At 51.2% G+C, this 20346-nt stretch carries 21 protein-coding genes and 2 pseudogenes; 16 read left to right on the top strand and 7 right to left on the bottom strand.

The annotated features are described in order from the left end of the window. Window positions 1-191: 191 nt before the first annotated feature. Entirely contained in the window at window positions 192-740 is a 549-nt protein-coding gene (locus B9L21_RS13500) for a hypothetical protein (protein WP_063166761.1), read from the top strand. A gap of 315 nt (window positions 741-1055) precedes the next feature. Here B9L21_RS13500 and B9L21_RS13495 read toward each other — a convergent pair. Further along, a pseudogene (locus B9L21_RS13495) lies at window positions 1056-1466 on the bottom strand (transposase); the annotation flags it as partial. A gap of 218 nt (window positions 1467-1684) precedes the next feature. On the opposite strand from B9L21_RS13495, the gene recX reads away from it, so the two are divergent. Then, the gene (recX, locus tag B9L21_RS13485) at window positions 1685-2515 is read left to right on the top strand and encodes a recombination regulator RecX (RefSeq protein ID WP_063166744.1); all 831 of its coding nucleotides are present in this window, start codon (window positions 1685-1687) and stop codon (window positions 2513-2515) included. Between the two features lie 49 nt (window positions 2516-2564). Next, complete coding sequence (locus B9L21_RS13480; protein ID WP_008881565.1) at window positions 2565-2900, top strand: YfhH family protein; 336 nt, start codon at window positions 2565-2567, stop codon at window positions 2898-2900. A 153-nt stretch (window positions 2901-3053) separates the two neighbouring features. Here B9L21_RS13480 and B9L21_RS13475 read toward each other — a convergent pair whose 3' ends face one another. The 5 genes from B9L21_RS13475 to fdhF form a co-directional block, all read right to left on the bottom strand. Further along, window positions 3054-3215 carry a YpzG family protein gene (locus B9L21_RS13475; protein WP_020958680.1) on the bottom strand — a complete coding sequence of 54 codons (162 nt, stop codon included), beginning with the start codon at window positions 3213-3215 and terminating at the stop codon, window positions 3054-3056. Between the two features lie 74 nt (window positions 3216-3289). After that, complete coding sequence (locus B9L21_RS13470; RefSeq protein WP_063857355.1) at window positions 3290-3451, bottom strand: small, acid-soluble spore protein K; 162 nt, start codon at window positions 3449-3451, stop codon at window positions 3290-3292. Window positions 3452-3573: 122 nt separating this feature from the next. Then, window positions 3574-4554, bottom strand: coding sequence for a metal-dependent hydrolase (locus tag B9L21_RS13465; RefSeq protein WP_063166743.1), 981 nt, complete (start codon window positions 4552-4554; stop codon window positions 3574-3576). Between the two features lie 349 nt (window positions 4555-4903). Then, entirely contained in the window at window positions 4904-5392 is a 489-nt protein-coding gene (locus B9L21_RS13460; RefSeq protein WP_063166742.1) for a DUF1641 domain-containing protein, read from the bottom strand. Then, window positions 5385-8348 carry a formate dehydrogenase subunit alpha gene (gene fdhF, locus B9L21_RS13455; RefSeq protein WP_063166741.1) on the bottom strand — a complete coding sequence of 988 codons (2964 nt, stop codon included), beginning with the start codon at window positions 8346-8348 and terminating at the stop codon, window positions 5385-5387. The genes B9L21_RS13460 and fdhF overlap by 8 nt, the downstream gene beginning before the upstream one ends. Before the next feature lie 255 nt (window positions 8349-8603). On the opposite strand from fdhF, the gene B9L21_RS13450 reads away from it, so the two are divergent. The 4 genes from B9L21_RS13450 (at window position 8604) to mutY (ending at window position 12487) form a co-directional block, all read left to right on the top strand. Further along, the gene (locus B9L21_RS13450) at window positions 8604-8951 is read left to right on the top strand and encodes a DUF2294 domain-containing protein (RefSeq protein WP_063166740.1); all 348 of its coding nucleotides are present in this window, start codon (window positions 8604-8606) and stop codon (window positions 8949-8951) included. 259 nt (window positions 8952-9210) lie between these two features. Then, complete coding sequence (fdhD, locus tag B9L21_RS13445) at window positions 9211-10002, top strand: formate dehydrogenase accessory sulfurtransferase FdhD (RefSeq protein ID WP_063166739.1); 792 nt, start codon at window positions 9211-9213, stop codon at window positions 10000-10002. A gap of 17 nt (window positions 10003-10019) precedes the next feature. Then, window positions 10020-11285 carry an OFA family MFS transporter gene (locus B9L21_RS13440; RefSeq protein ID WP_063166738.1) on the top strand — a complete coding sequence of 422 codons (1266 nt, stop codon included), beginning with the start codon at window positions 10020-10022 and terminating at the stop codon, window positions 11283-11285. 101 nt (window positions 11286-11386) lie between these two features. Further along, window positions 11387-12487 carry an A/G-specific adenine glycosylase gene (gene mutY / locus B9L21_RS13435; protein WP_063167417.1) on the top strand — a complete coding sequence of 367 codons (1101 nt, stop codon included), beginning with the start codon at window positions 11387-11389 and terminating at the stop codon, window positions 12485-12487. On the opposite strand, the gene B9L21_RS13430 is transcribed toward mutY, so the two are convergent. After that, the gene (locus tag B9L21_RS13430; protein WP_011229968.1) at window positions 12484-12708 is read right to left on the bottom strand and encodes a hypothetical protein; all 225 of its coding nucleotides are present in this window, start codon (window positions 12706-12708) and stop codon (window positions 12484-12486) included. The genes mutY and B9L21_RS13430 overlap by 4 nt on opposite strands. Window positions 12709-12768: 60 nt before the next feature. Here B9L21_RS13430 and fabL point away from each other — a divergent pair, with 60 nt between their 5' ends. The 9 genes and pseudogenes from fabL to B9L21_RS13385 all read left to right on the top strand — a co-directional run bounded on the left by fabL (window position 12769) and on the right by B9L21_RS13385 (window position 20337). Then, on the top strand, window positions 12769-13518 hold the full coding sequence (gene fabL, locus B9L21_RS13425; protein WP_063166737.1) for an enoyl-[acyl-carrier-protein] reductase FabL: 750 nt from the start codon (window positions 12769-12771) through the stop codon (window positions 13516-13518). 58 nt (window positions 13519-13576) lie between these two features. Beyond that, window positions 13577-13768: a gamma-type small acid-soluble spore protein gene (locus B9L21_RS13420; RefSeq protein WP_063166736.1), complete on the top strand. Its 192-nt coding sequence runs from the start codon at window positions 13577-13579 to the stop codon at window positions 13766-13768. Window positions 13769-13977: 209 nt separating this feature from the next. Beyond that, window positions 13978-14181: a YgaB family protein gene (locus B9L21_RS13415; protein WP_063166735.1), complete on the top strand. Its 204-nt coding sequence runs from the start codon at window positions 13978-13980 to the stop codon at window positions 14179-14181. 135 nt (window positions 14182-14316) lie between these two features. Beyond that, window positions 14317-14850 carry a DUF402 domain-containing protein gene (locus B9L21_RS13410; protein WP_063166734.1) on the top strand — a complete coding sequence of 178 codons (534 nt, stop codon included), beginning with the start codon at window positions 14317-14319 and terminating at the stop codon, window positions 14848-14850. 162 nt (window positions 14851-15012) lie between these two features. Beyond that, window positions 15013-15448, top strand: a pseudogene (locus B9L21_RS13405) (ATP-binding cassette domain-containing protein); the annotation flags it as partial. A gap of 204 nt (window positions 15449-15652) precedes the next feature. Beyond that, on the top strand, window positions 15653-16675 hold the full coding sequence (locus tag B9L21_RS13400; RefSeq protein WP_082816607.1) for an ABC transporter ATP-binding protein: 1023 nt from the start codon (window positions 15653-15655) through the stop codon (window positions 16673-16675). Then, window positions 16641-17609: an ABC transporter ATP-binding protein gene (locus B9L21_RS13395; protein WP_063166731.1), complete on the top strand. Its 969-nt coding sequence runs from the start codon at window positions 16641-16643 to the stop codon at window positions 17607-17609. Before B9L21_RS13400 ends, B9L21_RS13395 begins: the two co-directional genes overlap by 35 nt. Window positions 17610-17657: 48 nt before the next feature. Continuing rightward, complete coding sequence (locus tag B9L21_RS13390; RefSeq protein WP_063166730.1) at window positions 17658-19262, top strand: ABC transporter substrate-binding protein; 1605 nt, start codon at window positions 17658-17660, stop codon at window positions 19260-19262. 70 nt (window positions 19263-19332) lie between these two features. Continuing rightward, entirely contained in the window at window positions 19333-20337 is a 1005-nt protein-coding gene (locus B9L21_RS13385) for an ABC transporter permease (RefSeq protein ID WP_063166729.1), read from the top strand. Window positions 20338-20346: the final 9 nt, after the last annotated feature.

The raw sequence follows: 20346 nt of genomic DNA, 5'->3' as shown, positions 1-20346 counted from the left end.
CAAAACCGGAATTGGGAGCAGGAAGTCCTGCTCGTCTTCCCATCCTTTGGCGCCAAACGGCGGGGAGAATGGCCTCCAAAATTCGACATGTGGGAAGTCTATGCCCCATTAATTCACCGGCCTTCTAGAAAAATTAAATTAAAATCCAAAGCAATTAAAGTATCAACTTAATCATTGTTAGGAGAATGTATATGAGAGTAGGTCTTATGTATATTGATAGTATCTTTAATAATGAAGAAATTAAAGAATTAAAAAGTTTTTTAGATATAGAAGGAGTGAATTTTAAGGTCATTGATAAGGGAAGAAGAATTACTGCAAATATTGATGAGTTAAACCCAGTAATAACTATTTTTATTGACTTTGTAATTAGTAGCGGTCTCCTTGTATCTTTAGGTGCGAGTGCGGTGTGGGATGGATTTAAAACAATGGTTAAATATGTTGTTTTAAAAACAAAAGGTAAAAAATTTTATAAAGTGACATCTAAGAAAGTTGAAGAACGCGACCGAACTATAAGTATCGTAACACGTACTAACAATAATGAAATATTTTTTAAGTTGGAAGGCCTTGAGAGTGTAGAGGAGTTAGATTTAGCGCTTGAAAAATTACTTCCTATAATTGAAAAACAACTCAATGAAATGAAAAGTAATAATCAAATTTATATTGCTAGTTTCGATAAAATACTAAATGAGTGGGTTACCGAAAATTTTATAGAGAAAATAAGAAGGGAAAAGGGCTTATAAAGATAAGCCATACTGATAATTAAAGGCAAACACTGCTACATCAAAATATCTGCGATCACCACTCAACGCATGTGGAAGCAATAGCATGACCACCTCGCTTCATATTTTGAAAAATACGCCTTGAGTCGTAGTCAAAATATATCTTCGGAACGTGATGGGAGTTTGCAGGGATGCGATACGATAGGACTCACATTTCGCACCCTAACAGGGTAGAAAGAAAGGATTTTTTATTTCATTTTTTCAGAATAACATTTCGACCAACACAACGAGCGATGACAATCCTTTTTTTACCATCGCTAGTCGTTCCGTATGACGTTACACGTAAATGCTCTCATCCATGCCCAATCCGTGCAGGATCCTTCGCTGATCAGGGGTGAGCGGTTTCCCTAACGCGCGTTGGATGTGCCCATCCGGCAGCTCCAGTAGGACGACTTTCACATACCGGAACAACTGAAAGATCGCCTGACCGGTCGGGCGGGTCAGTTTCCGGCCTCCCGCGCCCTTTAATGGGCGTTCCGGGGTGATGAACTGACGCACCCGGCGCTGGAAGACGCGGTAAATGGCCAAGGCCAACAGAAACAAATAGCCCAATACCGCGACCCGTTCTGGTTTTTTGACGTAAATCTCATCCGTAAAGAACGGGTCTTTCAAGAAAGAGAAGTTCATCTCCACGGAGATTTGGCCTTTATACAACTTCAAGATTTCTTTTGCCTCCATCGGTTGACCAATGGCGCATTAAACATTTTAAAGAAAAGTAAAGCTGTAGACCTGAGTGTCTTATGCTCTAGCGGCGAAGTGGACACGCCTCAAAGAATAAGGATTGCTTGAAGCAGTCAAACTTCTTTGGAAGCCCCCACTTCAAATTTTCGCTAGAAAATTAAGTGGGGGTAGTTCACGTCGAGAATTCCTCTCTATGGTAAGATAAAGGAGAGGAGGAACGAAAGATGGGGACGATTGTCGACATCGCTGTGACAAAGGAAAACGCCGAGCGGTTTACGATCGTCATTCACCGCGATGATGAGACGCCGTTAAAACTGACGGTCGACCAAGATGTCTTGCTCGAGTTCCGTTTGAAAAAAGGGATGATCATCGATGATGACCTTCTTCGCGATATCGTCTATGCCGATGGAGTAAAAAAAGCGTACCAGCAAGCGCTCTATTTTTTGGCGCATCGGATGCGCTCGGAGCATGAAATTATCGGGCACTTAAGAAAAAAAGGCGTCGCCGACCCGGTCATTGAGGAAGTGCTCAGGAAACTTCGCGCCGAGCGGTATGTCGATGATGAGGCGTTCGCTGCCGCTTACGTGCGCACGCAAAAAAACACATCTGCCAAAGGCCCACGCCTCATCCGAGCCGAACTTGAGCGGCTTGGCGTACCCGCGTCTGCGATTGAACAAAGTTTAGACGAATATCCGTTCAGCGAACAAGTTGCGGCGGCCCGCTCGCTTTACGAAAAAGCGAAAAAACAACGGCGGGCAGAGTCGGCCCGCGCCTTTTTGGAGAGAGTAAAGCAGCAGCTGGTGCGCAGGGGGTTTTCTCCTGAAGTCACCGCCGTCGTCCTAGCGGATGAGAGGAGCGGCACCGAGGAGGAAGAGCGGGAGGCGCTGCACATTCAGGCAGAAAAGATTCATCGCCGCTATGCGCATCACCCGCGCCCGCTTTATGAGCAAAAAATGCGCCAAGCTCTTTACCGGAAGGGGTTTTCGCTTGCTTTGATCGACGAATGGCTGCGCAGGCAAGATGATGACCGGTGGCCGCCGCGGCCAAAAAGCTGAAAAAGGGCTGTTTCACCGTTGAAAAAAGAAAAAAGGGAGATGGTCCAACATGCTTAAAGAGGAACAAAAACGGTATAGCGAAATGACAAAAGAAGAACTGCAGCAAGAAATCGCCGTCTTAACGGAAAAAGCGCGCAAGGCGGAACAGATGGGCATGGTGAACGAATACGCTGTTTATGAGCGGAAAATCGCTATGGCGCGAGCGTATATGATGAATCCAGCTGATTTTCAGCCCGGGGAGATCTATGAAATCGAAGGGGCGCCGGGGGAGTATTTTAAAGTGCGCTATTTAAAAGGGGTGTTTGCTTGGGGATGGCGGCTGAAAGGAAACGGAGAGGAGGAAGCGCTGCCGATCTCGTTGCTGCGAAAGCCGAACTTGCCGTAAGGGGAGAAATACTGTTTGATCGGCTCGGAGGAAGGCGGGAGGGTTGACGCCCGAAAGCACGCCTCTTCTGCTATTGCTGGGCGGCAGGCGGCATGGAAGGCAGGCTGAGGTTCGAAAGGAAAAACCTAGGGGATGGCCCCTAGGTTTTTTCGGCTATGACTGCTTGCGCGTCTGCCGTTCTAAAATGATGAGGTCGAGCGTTTGTTGCGTTTCGCCGTTTACTTGCGAATGGGCATGCTTCGGGTTGGCCCATGGCTGTTGAAACGGATTGGAGTAAAAGTTGTCATAAAACGCCTTGCGCCGATGGTGACCCATGACTGTTCACCTCGCTGCGGAATATGCCGCGGAACATGGCAGATGGCGCCATGCTCCCGCGGTTTTGTTCACGATTAAAAGAAGTCGCTTCGTTCCCCCGAGGCGCGCATCCGTTCTTGCGGGTGGGTGTTGGTCGTGCCGTCAGCCCGTTTTGACGCATAATCGGCTTTGGCGCGCGGCTCGCCTTCGAACTTGTTGTTGTTTTGATTCGGGAAGTTGTGCTCCTTATTCCGCACGGCACATTCCCTCCTTATGGCGTGCTCGTGTTGGATGACCAACACGTATTTTTATTATGGGATCACCGCGCGCGCTTATGTATGCAAATTGTTGGGACAAACAGAGGCGCTGGCGGCCATTGTCAGTTTGGAGCGAGCTCGAGTTTTTTTCGCAGCCTTCCTTCGCTGAAAATCCATCCGGTGTATGAGCTGACAATACGGAGGTTGCGGTCAAGCTGAACGACAGCAACGAACGGATAATATCCTTTGCTCCGGTAGCGCAAGTCGGTAAAGCGCACTTCGTAATAGTCGTCATACTCATTCATTTCCCAACGGTATACCGGGGAAAAGGATAAAAAAGCGGCGACATTTTCATCGCGTTTCGCCGCATTCATGACCGGGTGGTCGGGAAGCGGCCGCTTTTGGAAACGATCGAGAATGAAAAGGTGGCCGCGTTTGGCGCGGGCGACATAAAATTCGTTGTCTGTTGAAATGGCTAAGTGCCATTCGCGCGGCCGCCATGTCGGCACGGTGATGATCTCGGTCACGCCGTCGAGCGAGGCGCGGACGAGCCGTTTTATGTTCGCCTGCTGGCGGAAGCGAAGCGCGTAATACGCGGCGACGAGCACATAGATGGCGAAAAACATATAACCGGGGTGGAGGCCGAGAAACAGCCCGCCAATTCCGAGCAAATGGAGCGCAAAAATGATTGGATCAAACGTATGAACGACGCCAAGGGCGATCCATTTTTTCGTGAACGGGCGCAACGCTTGCGTCCCGTAAGCGTTAAAAATATCGACAAACACATGAAAAGCGACAGCGGCGAACGTCCAAAGCCAAACGCGGAGCCAATCCGTATCCGGATAGACGGCGATCATCACGCCGACGATCAACAGCGGCCAAAGAACGACGGCAGGAATCGAGTGGGTCACGCCGCGGTGGTTGCGAATATATTTGGCGTTATTGCGCAACTTTAAAATCGTATCAATATCCGGCACTTGCGAGCCGGCGAGCGCGCCGATCAGTACGGCGTGGGATAAGAGCGGGTCGTGGGCGATGACGGGATCAAGCGAGGCAAGACTGCCGAGCGCCACTCCCATTAAAACGTGTGTGCCTGTATCCAACGTCAAGGCGCCTCCTTTATCAGCGTCGTTTGTTAGTATATCCCGCCCGGAGCCCGGTCAATAACCGTCCTGTTGAAGGGGGAAGGGCGGGCGGCGGAGCAAATAATGGTATGGCTAGTGTACCACATGATGCCGCCGGCTAGCGAGGGGCAGAATGACTAAATTGACATCGATTGTTGCTGCGGACATCCGGAGGGAAGAGAAGATGCCTGAGCGGACAGCTTTAACGAAACGAAAAGCGCCCCGCACCTGGCGGGACGCCTCGCTCGTTTCTGCTCGTTGACCGGGTCGCTGTCCATTCGTTCAGCGGCCCATTTGTTCGCTGCTATGTTGTCCGCCGCTCAATTGGTCAGCTGTCATTTCTAAGCCGTTGGCCGATCGCCTTAAGTGCGGACAGGAAAAAGTGGACGGCGCGGTTGATATCCGGGTCGTTGAGCGCCTTAAACAAGTCGAACAGTCCGACTTTTTTCGGTTCGACCGAGGTCTCTTCGTAGGCCTCGATGGCACCGGAGGCGATATGTTCAAGCAGCTTGGCCGTCCGCTCAGGGTCGAGCGAGGCGGCGAGGCCGGCCAAGGCGAACGCGTGGTTCACCATCGTTGTCACCGGCTTTTGGTTGAGCTGGCCGACGACGATTTTCGCTACGTCTTCCCGCGCTTTTAATAGGGCGTTGGCGGCCTCAAGCAGGCCGCTTTCATGCAGCTGCTCGATGAGCGTCAAGAGCTCGCGGACTGCCTCTTCGCTGTCGCCGACGGCCGCTTTTAGTTTCGCCAGCGCTTCGGCCCGCTTTTCTTCCTCGGTCATCTGGCGTTTTTGAATGGCGGTAATCGGTTTAGCCACCGATTTTCACCCCCTTTTCCGCTTCTGTGAGCGGCACGTAATCGCGGCGTTGCCATTTCCGCTCGACCTCGACGCCGTTTTGCGGATGACGCTGTTTAAAGCGCGGGTTTGTGCGCGGCAGCGGTGTTTCTCCCGACCGTTCAAGCACTTCCATACGGACGCGGGCTTGTTTATACGCCGGTGTGTTCGTGCGATGGTCGGTTTGCGGACCGGTCAAAATGTTAATGGCGCTCTCATTGGCCGTTGAGTGCATCGGCAAGAACAGCTCATTGCCTCTGACCCGGTCGGTGACGAGCACGCGCACGTTGACGCGGCCGTACGGCGAGATGAGCCGGACAAGCGCCCCGTCGCTAATGCCGCGCTCGTTGGCGAGTTCCGGCGACACTTCAACGAAAATGTCCGGAAACTTGCGCTGGATGCCTTTTGATTTGTACGTCAAGTTTCCTTCGTGGAAGTGCTCAAGCAGCCGGCCGTTGTTGACGAGCAAATCGTACTCTTCCGGGTATTGCACCGGTTCGACCCAATCGGCCAGCGCAAAGCGGGCTTTGCCGTCCGGGAAGTTAAACCGCTCTTTGTACAGAAGCGGCGTATCAGCGCCGTCATAGCTGCCCCAGCATAAGCTGTTCCAGCCCTCGAGCCGATCGTAATGCGCCTGCGAATAGAGCGGGGCGAGGCTGGCGATTTCATCCATCACTTCACTCGGGCCGGCGTAATTCCAATCGGCGCCAAGCCGTTTGGCAATTTCTTGGATAATCCACCAATCCGGTTTGGAGTCGCCAAGCGGCTCAAGCGCTTGGTAAAACCGTTGGATGCGGCGTTCGGTGTTCGTGAATGTTCCTTCTTTCTCCAAGTTCGGCGCCGCCGGCAAGATCACATCAGCAAATTGTGCCGTTTTGGATAAGAAAATGTCTTGGACGATGACAAAGTCAAGTTTCGCCAACGTCTCTTGCACGTGGTTGGCGTTGCAGTCGACAAGCGCCATATCTTCGCCGACGATATACATCGCTTTTAGTTCGCCGCGTTCAGCCGCTTCAAGCATTTGAATGTTGTCAAGGCCCGGCTTTGCATCGATGCGGACGCCGTACGCTTTTTCAAATTTCGCGCGCGCCGCGTCATCGGTCACATGTTGGTACCCAGGCAGCCAGGAAGGAAGCGATCCCATGTCACAGGCGCCTTGGACGTTGTTATGGCCGCGCAATGGGAACGCGCCGGCGCCCGGACGCCCGTAGTTGCCGGTTGCAAGCAGCAAATTGGAGATCGCTGCCGATGTGTCGCTGCCCCCCGTATTTTGCGTCACGCCCATGCCCCAAAGGACGCATGTGCCGTCCGCTTCGTGAATCATTTCGGCAATGCGGATGAGATCGGCTTTGGCGATGCCGGTTGTTTGTTCGGCATAGTCGAGCGTATAGTTTTCAAGCAGCTGTCGGAATTCATCAAAGAAATGGACGCGTTCACGAATGAACGTTTCATCGTGCCAGCCTTGGTCGATGATGTATTTCGTTACCGCCATCAGCCACACTTGGTCGGTGCCTTGTTTCGGGCGGATGAACAAATCGGCCCGCTCAGCCATTTCGTTGCGGCGCAAGTCAGCGACAATCAGTTTTTGGCCGAACAGCTTATGCGCCCGTTTGACGCGGGTCGCAATCACCGGATGCCCCTCGGCAGGGTTGGCGCCGATGATGATGACCAAGCCGGCGGAAGCGATGTCATGAATCGTGCCGGAATCGCCGCCCATCCCGACCGTGCGGAACAAGCCGTCCGTCGCCGGCGATTGGCAATAGCGCGAACAGTTGTCGACGTTGTTCGTTTCAAATACTTGCCGCGCCAACTTTTGCATTAAATAGTTTTCCTCGTTGGAAATTTTCGATGAGGAAATGAAGCCAATGGCATTGCCGCCGTATTGTTGCTTAATGGCGCCAAGCTTTTCTGCGACCAAGTCGAGCGCTTCATCCCATGTCGACTCGACGAACACGTCGCCTTTACGGATGAGCGGCTTCGTCAGGCGCTCTTCGCTGTTGACAAAATCCCAGCCGAATTTTCCTTTGACGCATGTGGAAATCGCGTTGACCGGCGCTTCAGAAACAGGCTGGATTTTTAAAATCTTGCGCCCTTTCGTCCACACTTCAAACGAACAGCCGACGCCGCAGAACGTGCAGACCGTTTTCGTCTTTTTGATCCGCTGTTCGCGCATCGCCGCCTCAATTTCAGAAATGGCGAAAATGCTCGTGTAATTTGGCTCGACTTCTTTGACAAAGTCGATCATTGGGCTCAAAACTTCTTGATCCAAGCCGGTCATAAACCCGGCTTCGCCAAGCATCGATTTTTCCATTAAGGCGTTGCACGGGCAAACGGTGACACAGTGCCCGCAGCTGACGCACGACGATTCGTTGATCGGCACGCCGCCATCCCAAACGACGCGCGGCCGTTCTGCTTCCCAGTCAATCGAGAGCGTTTCGTTTACTTGCAAGTTTTGGCATGCCTCCACACACTGCCCACAGGCGATGCATTGGTTCGGGTCATAGCGGTAAAACGGGTGCGACATATCCACCTCGGATGGGTCGACTTTCGGACGGTACGGATATGTTTGATGTTCGATTTGCATCATTTCCGCTGTGTTGTGCAGCTTGCAGTTGCCGTTGTTGTTGTCACACACCGTACAGTATAAAAGGTGGTTTTCCAAAAGGCGGTCCATCGCTTCTTTTTGCGCCGCCTTCGCCCGCGGTGAGCCGAGCTCGACGACCATGCCGTCTTCCACTAGCGTTGAACAGGCGCGAAGAAGCGTGCCGTTGACTTCAGCGATGCACGTATCACACGTCCGAATGGCGCCAAGCTCCGGCGTGTAACAAACTTGCGGGTGCGAAAGACCGTGCTCGTTGACGGTTTCTAAAATCGTCATCCCTTGTTTGGCGCGGTACGTGCGTCCGTTGATGGTTAATGTCACCATTGGTGCTTCCATCATCGCTCCTCCTTTGCAAAATAAAAACTCCACCAACGATGAGACTCGTGCTTCATCGTGGTGGAGTAGTTCTTTAGCACGGCGATACTAAACAACCAATCCAATGTTTGCTAGAGTCGTAGAAAAATAACAAGGAGACCCTTATTATTTTTCCACTATGTATACATTTGCTATAGTTTATTATAGTATGGCGAAACGTAGAACACAATGGATGGATAGGAAGTTTTTCAAACGTTGGCGAAAGGAGGGATGGCGATGTCGAAAAAGGAAGCCGCCTTTAATGATATTGTGCGCAAAGTGCGCAAACAGCTGTTTGGCAAAGGGCCGGAACGGATTAAAACATACTTTGTCGATAACTTGGCGATTACGATTTTGCACGGAAATTTAACGCCGACGGAGAAATTTATCGCCCGCACGCCGGAAGGACGGGAGATGGTGCATGCGGCAAGAACGAAAATGATCCAAGATGTGTATGCCCAGCATGTGCCGGATGGCATGGAAGAGCTCGTCGGTTCGAAACTGCTTCATTTGTTCAGCGATATTAAAATTGAAGAAGATATGGCCGTTTCTGTGTTTGTGTTTGAAAAGCCGATTGAATTGTGACAAATTTGTGAACAAAACGGTTGTGTTTCACAGCTGTTCATGGTATGCTTATGATTGTAGATAAGTTGAAAATAGGAGAAGCTTGGCCGGCTAACAGATGTTGTTCAGTTGGTTGGCAGGTTTCAGAAACGGATGTGCGTTGGTTTCGCTGCAGAAATGCTGGGTGCAAACTACCGCCGCTTTTCGCTGACAGGGGCAAACGGTGCCTTTGTCCGGAAGGCGGCGGTTTTATTTTGGACTAGGGAGGAGGAGAACGTTCTTGAACGGGTTTGCGGCAAAAAGACGGTATATTGCCAAATACCGCAATGGGCAGCTGGCCGAGGAAGAAGATGAGATCGCGCTCGAATTTCCGCTGACGGTCGTAGTCAACGGCGAGGAGTTTGCGACAATCGTCTGCACGCCGGAGCATATGGACGAACTTGTCACCGGTTTTTTGGCGTCAGAAGGGGTGATTCGGGTAAAGGATGACATTCAAGCGATGGCGATCGATGAGAAGCGAGGGTTTGCTTACGTGGAGCTCACCGCAAGTAAGCTTCCATCAATGGAATTTTACGCCAAGCGGTTTATCGGCTCATGCTGTGGAAAAAGCCGCCAGTTTTATTTTTACAATGATATGAAAACCGCTAAAACGATCGTTGACGGCATCAGCGCCCAAGCGGATGACTGTCTGCGTTTAATGGAAGCGCTGCACGAACAGTCGACCGATTTCGCAGCGACCGGAGGCCTTCATAACGCCGCGCTCGCCACGCCGGACGGGATTGTTGTCATCCGTTCCGACATCGGGCGCCATAACGCGCTTGATAAGTTGTACGGCTACTGCCTGCGCCATCAAGTGGCGATGAAAGACAAGCTGATTGTATTCAGCGGCCGCGTCTCGTCGGAAGTGCTTTTGAAGGCGGCGAAAATGGGCGTCAGCATTCTGCTGTCGAAATCGGCGCCGACGACGCTGGCCCTAGATTTGGCGGAAGAACTCGGCATTACCGTTGTCGGCTTTTTGCGCGGGCAAGCGTTTAATGTGTATACGTATGAAAGTCGAATTATCATTGGATGAAAGGGGAGAAGGGGAACATGAAAAACCGATGGCTTATTGCTTTATCTGCTGTCGGCATCCATATTTCGATCGGATCTGTTTACGCCTGGAGCAATTTTACCAATCCATTAAAGCAATTGTTTGGATGGTCGGACCAGGAAGTGGCGCTCACCTTCAGCATTGCCATCTTATTTTTAGGATTATCGGCTGCGTTCCTCGGTCATTTTGTGGAGAAGCACGGGCCGCGGAAATCGGGGCTATTGGCTGCCATCTTTTTTGGCCTCGGGGTGACTGGTTCTGGATTGGCTGTTGCTCTCGGTTCTAAGTATCTTCTGTATCTGTTTTATGGCGTTTTAGGCGGGATCGGGCTTGGCGTCGGGTATATTGCGCCTGTGTCTACGCTTGTTAAATGGTTTCCGGACCGGCGCGGTTTGGCTACGGGGCTGGCGATTATGGGGTTCGGGTTTGCGGCGGCCATTGCGAGTCCCGTCATGAACAGCTTAATTGCATCCGTAGGTGTTCAGAATACATTTTTTATTTTAGGAATTACATACTTCGCTATTATGGTGCTATCCTCGCTTTATTTAGAAAAACCACCAGAAGGATGGCTGCCGGAAGGATTTCAGGAAAAACTGAAGGCCGGAAAAGCCAAACCTTCGCTTGATTTGGCGCAGTTGACGGCCAATGAGGCGGTGAAAACAAGACGTTTTTGGTATTTATGGTTCATGCTGTTTATTAACGTGACATGTGGTATTGCCGTTTTGGCAGTGGCGAAACCATTGGCAGTAGAAAGCATTGGCATCAGCCAAACAGCTGCAGCGGCGCTCGTTGGTGCCATCGGAGTGTTTAACGGGTTAGGACGCATCGGCTGGGCGTCGGCTTCTGATTATATTGGTCGTCCTAATACGTATACGGCGTTTTTCGTTTTGCAAATCTTGATTTTCTTCCTGTTGCCGAATGTGTCCATGAAATGGTTGTTTATTGTGATGCTGACGATTGTGTATACGTGTTATGGCGGCGGATTTGCCTGTATCCCCGCGTACATCGGCGATTTGTTTGGAACAAAGCAACTCGGTGCCATCCATGGTTATATTCTGACAGCTTGGGCTGCGGCCGGTCTTGTCGGACCGATGTTTGCTGCGTACATTAAAGACACGACCGGCTCTTATGAAGGGAGTTTGGCCTTTTTTGGCGGTTTGTTTGTCATCGCTTTCATTATCTCGATGCTCGTGCGCATCGATATTCGCCGATTGCGTGCCCAACATGAACAGATCGCCTATGTTTCGGCGGCAAAGGAAAGTTGAGAACGATTTCCTTTCATTTCCCCTTGGCGTGCGGCAAGCCACGCCGGGGGTTTTTTGATATAATGGGGTGGACAATAGGCATCATGGGGGACAAAACGAAGATGACAACATGGACAGAGCGGTTTCCTGCCCGCGAGTTTCAGCGCGATTTGCTCGATTGGTTTGCCCGTGAGCGCCGCGACCTGCCGTGGCGAAAAGACCGCGATCCGTATAAAGTGTGGGTGTCGGAAGTCATGTTGCAGCAGACGCGCGTCGAGACGGTCATTCCGTATTTCGAAAAGTTTATTGAGCAATTTCCGACGCTAGAGGCGCTCGCTGGCGCCGATGAGGACGAAGTGCTGAAGGCGTGGGAAGGACTCGGTTATTATTCGCGTGTGCGCAACTTGCATGCGGCGGTAAAAGAAGTGAAGGAGCATTATGGGGGGAAAGTGCCGGATCGCCCGGATGAATTTGCCAAACTGAAAGGAGTCGGCCCGTATACGGTCGGTGCGGTGCTGAGCCTCGCCTACGGCGTGCCGGAGCCGGCGGTCGATGGCAACGTGATGCGCGTGTTGTCGCGTTTGTTTTTGGTGACGGATGACATTGCCAAGGCGTCGACGCGAAAGCGATTCGAACAGATCGTCCGCGAGATTATGGCGTATGAACATCCGGGGGCATTCAATGAAGCATTGATTGAGCTTGGCGCTCTTGTTTGTACACCGCGCCGCCCCTCGTGCCTTCTTTGTCCGGTGCAAGCCCATTGCCGGGCGTTCGCGGAAGGTGTGCCGGAGGAGTTGCCGGTGAAAACGAAAAAAACAGCGGTGAAACAAGTGCCGCTTGCGGTTGCTGTGCTCGCTGACGAAGAAGGACGCATTCTTATTCGCAAGCGCGGCCATACCGGTCTGCTTGCGAACTTATGGGAATTTCCGGGCTGTGAAATAAATGGCGAAGGCGAAAAAGAGAAATTGGAGAAGGGATTTTTGAACGAGCACGGTCTCAAGGTCAAGCTCGGAGAGCCGTTGGCTTCGTTTGATCACGTCTTTTCCCATTTGATTTGGAAGCTGACGGTGTTTAGTGGCCAGTTGCTTGACGGCGAGCGGCTGGATGAACCGTATCGGTTGGTGTCAGCGAGGGAGCTAGACGCATACGCCTTTCCTGTGTCGCACCAACGCATTTGGCGCGAATATCAAGAGCGCGCAGGCGAAGCGCGCCGCCTGCGTTAATCGGGCACCGGCATCGTGCCGTGCGTGTACGTTGCTTCGCGGCGCCCAAGGCCGCCGCGCGCTTCGATTTCTTCAATAATTTCACGGTGGATCGTTTGCCCTTCGACGTTTAAATACGGAGCAATTTGCTGGAACGAATGGTGAAAATAAGCGAGTTCGTCATCGGTCCATTCTGTTTTTGGAATCATCGACAGCTCGGTCATATCGCGGCCGACATACATAGGCTGCGCCTCCTTTGTTTGCGGAATTCGGCTATATTATACGTAAAGGAGCGGAAAAACATGAGTGGAAAAGTGGCGGTCGTCACGGGAAGCAGCCGCGGCATCGGCAAAGCGATCGCTTTGCGGCTAGCTGAGGAAGGATATGATATTGTCGTCAACTATGCCCGCAGCAAAACAGCTGCCGAAGAAACAGCGCGTGAAATTGAAGCGCTCGGAAGAAAAGCGCTTATTGTCAAAGCCAATGTCGGTGATGTCGAGAAAATTCGCGCCATGTTCGCCCGCATTGACGAAGCATTCGGGCGGGTTGATGTGCTCGTGAACAACGCTGCCTCCGGCGTATTGCGACCGGCGTTAGAGCTCGAGGAAACGCATTGGAACTGGACGATGAATATCAACAGCAAAGCGCTTTTATTTTGCGCCCAAGAGGCGGCGAAGCGGATGGAAAAATCCGGCGGCGGAAAAATCGTCAGCATCAGCTCGCTCGGGTCGATCCGCTATTTGGAAAACTACACGGCGGTCGGCGTTTCGAAGGCGGCGCTTGAGGCGCTTACCCGTTACTTGGCCGTCGAGCTGGCGCCAAAACATATCGCCGTCAACGCCGTTTCCGGCGGAGCGGTGGACACGGAAGCGCTGAAACATTTTCCGAACCGCGATGAGCTGCTCGCTGATGCGGCGGCAAACACTCCGGCCGGGCGCCCGGTGAAGCCGGAAGATATCGTCAACGCCGTCATGTTTTTGTTATCGGAGGCTGCTGAGATGATTCGCGGACAGACGATCATTGTTGACGGTGGAAGATCTTTACTTTTGTAATGCCGGCGGATAGAACGGCCACCTCCGGGGCACATTAAAGCACGTGGAGGTGAGAACAATGGCCAAACAACCGAACAAAACATTCGCTGGCACGAACATTCAAGAAGTAAGACAACAAAACGCGCAATCGGCTCAAGCAGCTCAAGCTGGCCAATTCGGCACGGAGTTTGCGGCTGAGACGAATGTGCAACATGTTAAACAACAAAACGCGCAAGCAGAGGCGCGCAAAGCGCAAAACGTTAATCAGTAACCAATCTGACCGCCAATGGCAGCGCACGCTGCCAAGAGTACAAGAAACCGGCCGGATAGGAAAGGCAATAAGCAGAGGCAACACGCCTCTGCTTTTTTGTCGACAAAAACTGTCATGGCTCTGCACAATTCGTGAAAGGATTTGAAAAGTTTGGCCGCGAAATGATAAAGCAGATTGTATGGTAAAGGGGAAGGGAGAATCGCCAGAGCATGGAACAGGCTTGGGTGGATGATTGGGAAGAAGCGTTGTTTTTATTGAATGAAATGGAGCGCTGTCAGGAGATTGCCCGTGAGTTGGAGGAACTCGAACGCGAAGCGCCGACCCCTGCTCTTCGCGAAGAAGTACGGCAAATGAAACAGCAAGTTGAAGCCATCCGCCGCGTGTTTGAGAGGCAGGTGTCCTCAAGCGCTTGAGGCGGGCCGCGCCCGCCGGCGCTGCACCGCTAGGCCGCTTTCGCCTCGGCAAGGCGGCTCGCTTTTCTTTCCATTTGCGAAACAAAAAAGGTATAATAAAAAGAAGAAGTTCCCATCGGAAAGTAGGGAAGAATGATGCCAGCATACCCGCGGGAAGGGAAAATCATTCAAATCCATAGCTACAAACATAATGGGACGATCCACCGCATTTGGCAGGAGACGGTCGTATTAAAAGGAACACCGGCGTATGTAATCGGCGGCAACGACAAAACGCTTGTCATGGAAGCGGACGGCCGGACGTGGGTGACGCGCGAGCCGGCGATTTGTTTTTTTCACGCCAAGCATTGGTTTAACATCATTGCCATGATCCGCGAGGACGGGGTATATTATTATTGCAATTTAAGCTCGCCGTTTGTCTGGGATGATGAGGCGCTGAAATATATCGATTACGATTTGGATATTAAAGTGTTCCCTGATATGACGTACATACTTCTTGATGAAGACGAATACGAGCGGCATCGCCGTGAGATGAGTTACCCGGATGTGATCGACCGCATTTTAAAAAACAACGTCCAAAAGCTCGTCGGCTGGATTCAAGAGCGGAAAGGGCCGTTCGCGCCCGAGTTTATTGACAAATGGTACGGAACGTTTCAGGCGTACCAAAAATAGCGGCATGAAAAAAGCCTGTTCGGCACCGCTGGCAGGTTTTTTCTGCGTTTTTAGGGAGGGGCACCATGGACAGCATCCGTCGTTATTGGCAGTTCGTCCGCCCGTACCGTTGACATATCGTTGCGACGATGGCGGTCGGCATCGTGAAGTTTGCCATTCCATTTTTTGCTCGGCAAGCCGGACGCGACGGACGAGGAAGTGATCGCGGCGGCGAAAGCCGCAAACGCCCATGGGTTTATTATGCGTTTGCCCGACGGCTATGACACAAAAGTCGGCGAGCGCGGCGTCAAGCTCTCCGGCGGACAAAAGCAGCGGATCGTCATCGCCCGCGAGTTTTTGAAAAACCCGCCGATTTTAATTTTTGATGAGGCGACATCAGCGCTTGATTTGGAAAATGAGCATCACATTCAAGAAGCGCTTGAGCGTTTGGCGAAAAACTGCACGACGTTTGTCGTCGCTCATCGTTTGTCGACGATCACCCATGCCGACCGCATTTTGTTCATCGAAAACGGGCAAATTGTCGAAAGCGGCACGCATGGGGAACTAATGGCGAAGCGGGGGGAGTTATTACCAGTTGTTTATGGTTCACCACTTATAATAGTAAACAAAAGTATTAATGTTATTGAAAAAATATGAAAAAAGCGACTTTATTTCATGTAAAGTCGCTTTCGTATTGTTTTTTGTTTTTTAATAATTTAAATTTTTTATAATATTATATTGTCTTATAGAATGATGCATGGCATAATTTTGTTCAGAGGGCAAAGGTTTCACGAAATGGGGTTATGAGGGGGTGAAGAAGATGATGGAAGGGCCTTTGTTGGAAGTTCGGGGGCTTCAGACATCTTTTTTTACGGATGAGGGGGAGATTCCCGCGGTCGATGGCGTTGACTTTTCTATCTATGAAGGAGAAGTGCTCGGCATCGTCGGGGAGTCCGGATGTGGAAAAAGCGTCACATCGCTGTCAATCATGGGATTATTGCCAAAGGGAATCGGCAAGGTAGTCGGCGGCGAGATTTGGTTTAAAGGCGAGAATTTAGTCGAAGCCTCAGAGCGACGGATGAAGCAAATCCGCGGGAATGAGATCGCCATGATTTTTCAAGAGCCCATGACCTCGTTAAATCCTTTATTCACCATCGGGAATCAGTTAGTAGAAGCGATTCGTCTCCATACGAAAATAGGGAAAAAAGAAGCGAGAGCACGGGCGGTGGAAATGCTCAAGCTTGTCGGATTGCCGCGCGCTGAACAAACGCTGGATGAATATCCGCATCAGTTATCGGGAGGTATGCGTCAGCGCGTTATGATCGCGATCGCAATGGCGTGCCAGCCGGCGCTTTTGATCGCCGATGAGCCGACGACGGCGCTCGACGTGACGATCCAAGCGCAAATTTTAGCATTGATGAAAGAATTAAACCGGACGTTCGGCACAGCGATTATGATGATCACCCACGATTTGGGCGTTGTCGCGGAAATATGTGACCGCGTGATCGTCATGTATGCCGGCCAAATTGTCGAAGAGGGAAGCGTTCAGGCGATTTTTCGGCGTCCTCAGCACCCGTATACCGTCGGTTTAATCCGCTCGATTCCCGATATCCGCGGCAAAAAGGAGCGTCTGTACTCCATTCCAGGTCAAGTGCCGAAGCCGGGAACCATCCGCTGTGGCTGCCGATTTGCCGAGCGGTGTGAATATGCGTTTGATCGTTGCCGTCAAGAGGAACCACAACTGTATGAAGTTGGTGAACAAGGTCATCGCACTCGTTGCTTTTTGGTGTTAGAGAAGGGAGGGGGAGTCGATGAGCGAGCCGTTGCTCGAAGCGAAAGGGCTTAAAAAATATTTTCCGATTACCGGAGGCATTTTTGGCAAACAAATCGGGACGGTAAAAGCGGTCGATGATGTGACGTTCACTGTATATCGCGGCGAGACGCTTGGGATCGTTGGTGAGTCCGGTTGCGGCAAGTCGACGACAGGGCGAATGCTTTTGCGGCTTATCGAACCGACGGATGGATCGATCACCTTTGAAGGATACGAGGTGACAGCTTTATCGAAAGCAGAGCTGCGTCGGTTGCGGCGCGATATGCAAATGATTTTCCAAGACCCGTTTGCTTCCCTCAATCCTCGCCATACGGTGGAAAGAATTTTAGAGGAACCATTGATTGTTCATGGCATCGGGTCGAAAGAAGAGCGAAAGCAGCGGGTGCGGGAGATGCTTGAAGTCGTCGGGCTCGGTTCGTATCATGCAAAACGCTATCCGCACCAATTTAGCGGCGGTCAGCGCCAGCGCATCGGCATCGCGCGGGCGTTGATGACCAATCCGAAGTTGATCATTGCCGATGAACCGGTCTCAGCGCTCGATGTATCGATTCAAGCACAAGTGCTTAATTTGCTTGAGGATTTACAAAAACAGTTTTCTCTTACATATATTTTCATCGCTCATGATCTGGGAGTAGTTCGGCATATTAGCGACCGAGTTGGCGTCATGTATTTAGGTCGGATGGTCGAACTAGCGGACAGCGAATCGCTATATGAAGCGCCGAAACATCCATATACGAAGGCCTTGTTGTCTTCTGTGCCGATTCCCGATCCTGACCATAAAGCGGAGCGTCAGCTGCTCTCCGGCGATTTGCCGAGCCCGGCCAATCCGCCGCAAGGGTGCGCGTTCCATACACGCTGTTCGGCTTGTATGAACATTTGCCGCGAGCGACGTCCAGAACTAAAAGAAGTAGCGAATGGACATTACGTCGCCTGTCATTTATACGAATGAATAGACAGGCGGTGTGATGATAAACAAACCAAGTGAGGGGGAGAAATGATGAGAAGAAACAAATGGTTTACTTGGCTGGCCATGTTGCTTGCCGCCGTTCTTGTCTTTGCCGGCTGCGGCAAGTCGAAGGAAAGCGCGGGAAGCGGCAGCGACAAACCGTCGGCCCAAGACACCCTTGTCTATGGCCGTGGCGGCGATTCGGTATCGCTTGACCCAGCGACAGTGACGGATGGCGAATCGCTAAAAGTCACGAAAAACATTTTTGACACACTGCTTGACTACAACGACAACGACACATCCGTTAAGCCGGCGTTGGCGACGGAGTGGACGATTTCCGAGGATGGGCTGACGTACACCTTCAAGCTCCGGCAAGGTGTAAAGTTTCATGATGGCACTGATTTTAATGCCGAAGCAGTTGTATTCAACTTTGAGCGTTGGGCAAACGGCAACGCTGATACGTTCCCGTATTACGGGTCAATGTTTGGCGGCTATAAAAATGATGAGAGTCACGTCATTAAAGAGGTGAAAGCGCTTGATGACTATACGGTACAGTTTGTATTGAAGCGTCCGCAAGCGCCGTTCTTGAAAAATATCGCCATGCCACCGTTTGCCATTGCCAGTCCGACGGCGGTCGAAAAATATGGGGACAAGTTCGGCGAACATCCGGTTGGCACCGGTCCGTTTGTCTTTAAAGAGTGGAAGCGGAACGAACGGATCGTGCTTGAGAAAAATAAAGATTATTGGGAAGAAGGCTATCCGAAGCTGAATCAGGTGATTTTCGTTTCCATTCCGGACAACTCAGCGCGCCTCAACGCGCTCTTAAAAGGCGAAATCGATATTATGGAAGATTTGAATCCGACGGACTTAAAACAAGTGGAAGGAAACAAAGAGTTTCAAATTTTTAAGCGTCCGTCAATGAACGTCGCCTATGTCGGGCTGACGGCAACGAGAGGACCGTTGAAAAACAAGTTGGTGCGCCAGGCGCTAAACTACGCGGTGGACAAACAGGCCATTATTGATGCGTTTTATGCTGGACAGGCGGAACCGGCGAAAAACCCGATGCCGCCGAGCATTCCGGGGTATAACGATGCCATTCAGGACTATCCGTTTGATCTGGAAAAGGCTAAACAATTGCTCGCCGAGGCCGGCTACCCGAACGGCTTTGAAATCGAACTGTGGGCGATGCCGGTGCCGCGTCCATATATGCCAGATGGGCAGAAAATTGCCGAAGCCATTCAAGCTAATTTCGCCAAAATCGGTGTGAAAGCGAAAATTGTGTCATATGAATGGGCGACGTATTTAGATAAGCTCGCCAAAGGGGAGGCGGATGCTTTCCTGCTCGGCTGGACGGGCGACAACGGCGATGCGGATAACTTCCTATATGCGCTCCTTGACAAAGACAGCATTGGCAGCAACAACTACACGTATTTTTCGAATGATGAGCTCCATAACATTTTAGTCGAGGCGCAAACAATCAGTGATGAAAACAAACGGAATGAACTGTATAAACAGGCGCAGGAAATTATTAAAGAAGAGGCGCCGTGGATTCCGCTTGTTCACTCGACTCCGCTGTTGGCTGGCAAGGCAAATATCCAAGGGTTTCATCCGCATCCGACCGGCTCGGACAAATTTACCAAAGTGGAATTTAAATAATCGGTTGGGAGAGGGGAAGGGGTGCGTCTTCCCCTCTTTGTTTACCGCATGTTAAGGGAGGGAGATTGGGATGCTGCCGTATACAGTAAAAAGGGTGTTAATGATCATTCCCGTGTTATTTGGCATGTCACTGGTTGTTTTTTTTATGATCCGAGCGATTCCTGGCAACCCCGCACAAGTCATTTTAGGACAAAAGGCGACGAAGGAAGCGGTGGCTGCACTGACGCATAAGCTTGGGTTGGACGAGCCGTGGTATGTCCAATATGTCAAATATATTGGCGGGTTGCTGCGCGGCGACCTGGGTGAGTCCATTCGCACCGGTGCTCCCATCGCTGAAGAAATTTGGCCGTACTTAGCGGCAACGATCGAGCTGTCGCTAGTAGCGATGATTATTGCTGTTATCATCGGCGTTAACGCCGGCATTATTAGCGCGTGGTTTCAAAACTCATGGTTTGATTATATTGCGATGGTGCTGGCGCTTCTTGGCGTTTCGATGCCCATTTTTTGGCTTGGGTTGATGGAACAGTGGCTGTTTTCGATTCAGCTCGACTGGCTGCCGACGTCAGGACGGGAGGATGTGCGCAACCCAATCGAGCCGATCACCCATCTCTATTTGATTGATACGTTGCTCAGTGGAAATACGGAGCAGTTTTGGCAAGCCATCCAGCATCTCGTGTTGCCAAGTGTGGCCTTGGCGACAATCCCGATGGCGATTATCGCCCGCATGACACGCTCCAGCATGCTCGAAGTGATGAAATCTGATTATATCCGCACCGCAAGAGCGAAAGGGTTAAGCATGTTTTGGGTTGTGTACAAACATTCGTTAAAAAACGCCATTATTCCTGTGTTGACCGTCATTGGCTTGCAAACAGGGCTGTTGCTTGGCGGGGCGATTTTGACAGAAACGATTTTCAGCTGGCCTGGCATTGGTCGTTATATTTACGATGCCATCGGCTATCGGGATTATCCCGTAATTCAATCCGGAATTTTGATTATCGCCGCTATTTTTATTTTCATTAACTTAATCGTTGACTTACTTTACGCGGCAATTGACCCGCGCATTAAGTACAATTAAAGAAAGGAG

The sequence above is a fragment of the Geobacillus uzenensis genome, assembly GCF_002217665.1.
Lineage (GTDB): Bacteria > Bacillota > Bacilli > Bacillales > Anoxybacillaceae > Geobacillus > Geobacillus subterraneus.
Note: the sequence above shows the minus strand (reverse complement) of the source record. Positions and strands in the feature narration are given on the sequence as shown.

Coding starts and splice junctions, on each gene's coding strand:
- B9L21_RS13500 (WP_063166761.1), top strand. CDS start 192: ATGAGAGTAGGTCTTATGTATATTGATAGTATCTTTAATAATGAAGAA.
- recX (WP_063166744.1), top strand. CDS start 1,685: ATGGGGACGATTGTCGACATCGCTGTGACAAAGGAAAACGCCGAGCGG.
- B9L21_RS13480 (WP_008881565.1), top strand. CDS start 2,565: ATGCTTAAAGAGGAACAAAAACGGTATAGCGAAATGACAAAAGAAGAA.
- B9L21_RS13475 (WP_020958680.1), bottom strand. CDS start 3,215: ATGGGTCACCATCGGCGCAAGGCGTTTTATGACAACTTTTACTCCAAT.
- fdhF (WP_063166741.1), bottom strand. CDS start 8,348: ATGGAAGCACCAATGGTGACATTAACCATCAACGGACGCACGTACCGC.
- B9L21_RS13450 (WP_063166740.1), top strand. CDS start 8,604: ATGTCGAAAAAGGAAGCCGCCTTTAATGATATTGTGCGCAAAGTGCGC.
- B9L21_RS13440 (WP_063166738.1), top strand. CDS start 10,020: ATGAAAAACCGATGGCTTATTGCTTTATCTGCTGTCGGCATCCATATT.
- mutY (WP_063167417.1), top strand. CDS start 11,387: ATGACAACATGGACAGAGCGGTTTCCTGCCCGCGAGTTTCAGCGCGAT.
- B9L21_RS13430 (WP_011229968.1), bottom strand. CDS start 12,708: ATGTATGTCGGCCGCGATATGACCGAGCTGTCGATGATTCCAAAAACA.
- fabL (WP_063166737.1), top strand. CDS start 12,769: ATGAGTGGAAAAGTGGCGGTCGTCACGGGAAGCAGCCGCGGCATCGGC.
- B9L21_RS13420 (WP_063166736.1), top strand. CDS start 13,577: ATGGCCAAACAACCGAACAAAACATTCGCTGGCACGAACATTCAAGAA.
- B9L21_RS13415 (WP_063166735.1), top strand. CDS start 13,978: ATGGAACAGGCTTGGGTGGATGATTGGGAAGAAGCGTTGTTTTTATTG.
- B9L21_RS13410 (WP_063166734.1), top strand. CDS start 14,317: ATGCCAGCATACCCGCGGGAAGGGAAAATCATTCAAATCCATAGCTAC.
- B9L21_RS13400 (WP_082816607.1), top strand. CDS start 15,653: ATGGAAGGGCCTTTGTTGGAAGTTCGGGGGCTTCAGACATCTTTTTTT.
- B9L21_RS13395 (WP_063166731.1), top strand. CDS start 16,641: ATGAGCGAGCCGTTGCTCGAAGCGAAAGGGCTTAAAAAATATTTTCCG.
- B9L21_RS13390 (WP_063166730.1), top strand. CDS start 17,658: ATGAGAAGAAACAAATGGTTTACTTGGCTGGCCATGTTGCTTGCCGCC.
- B9L21_RS13385 (WP_063166729.1), top strand. CDS start 19,333: ATGCTGCCGTATACAGTAAAAAGGGTGTTAATGATCATTCCCGTGTTA.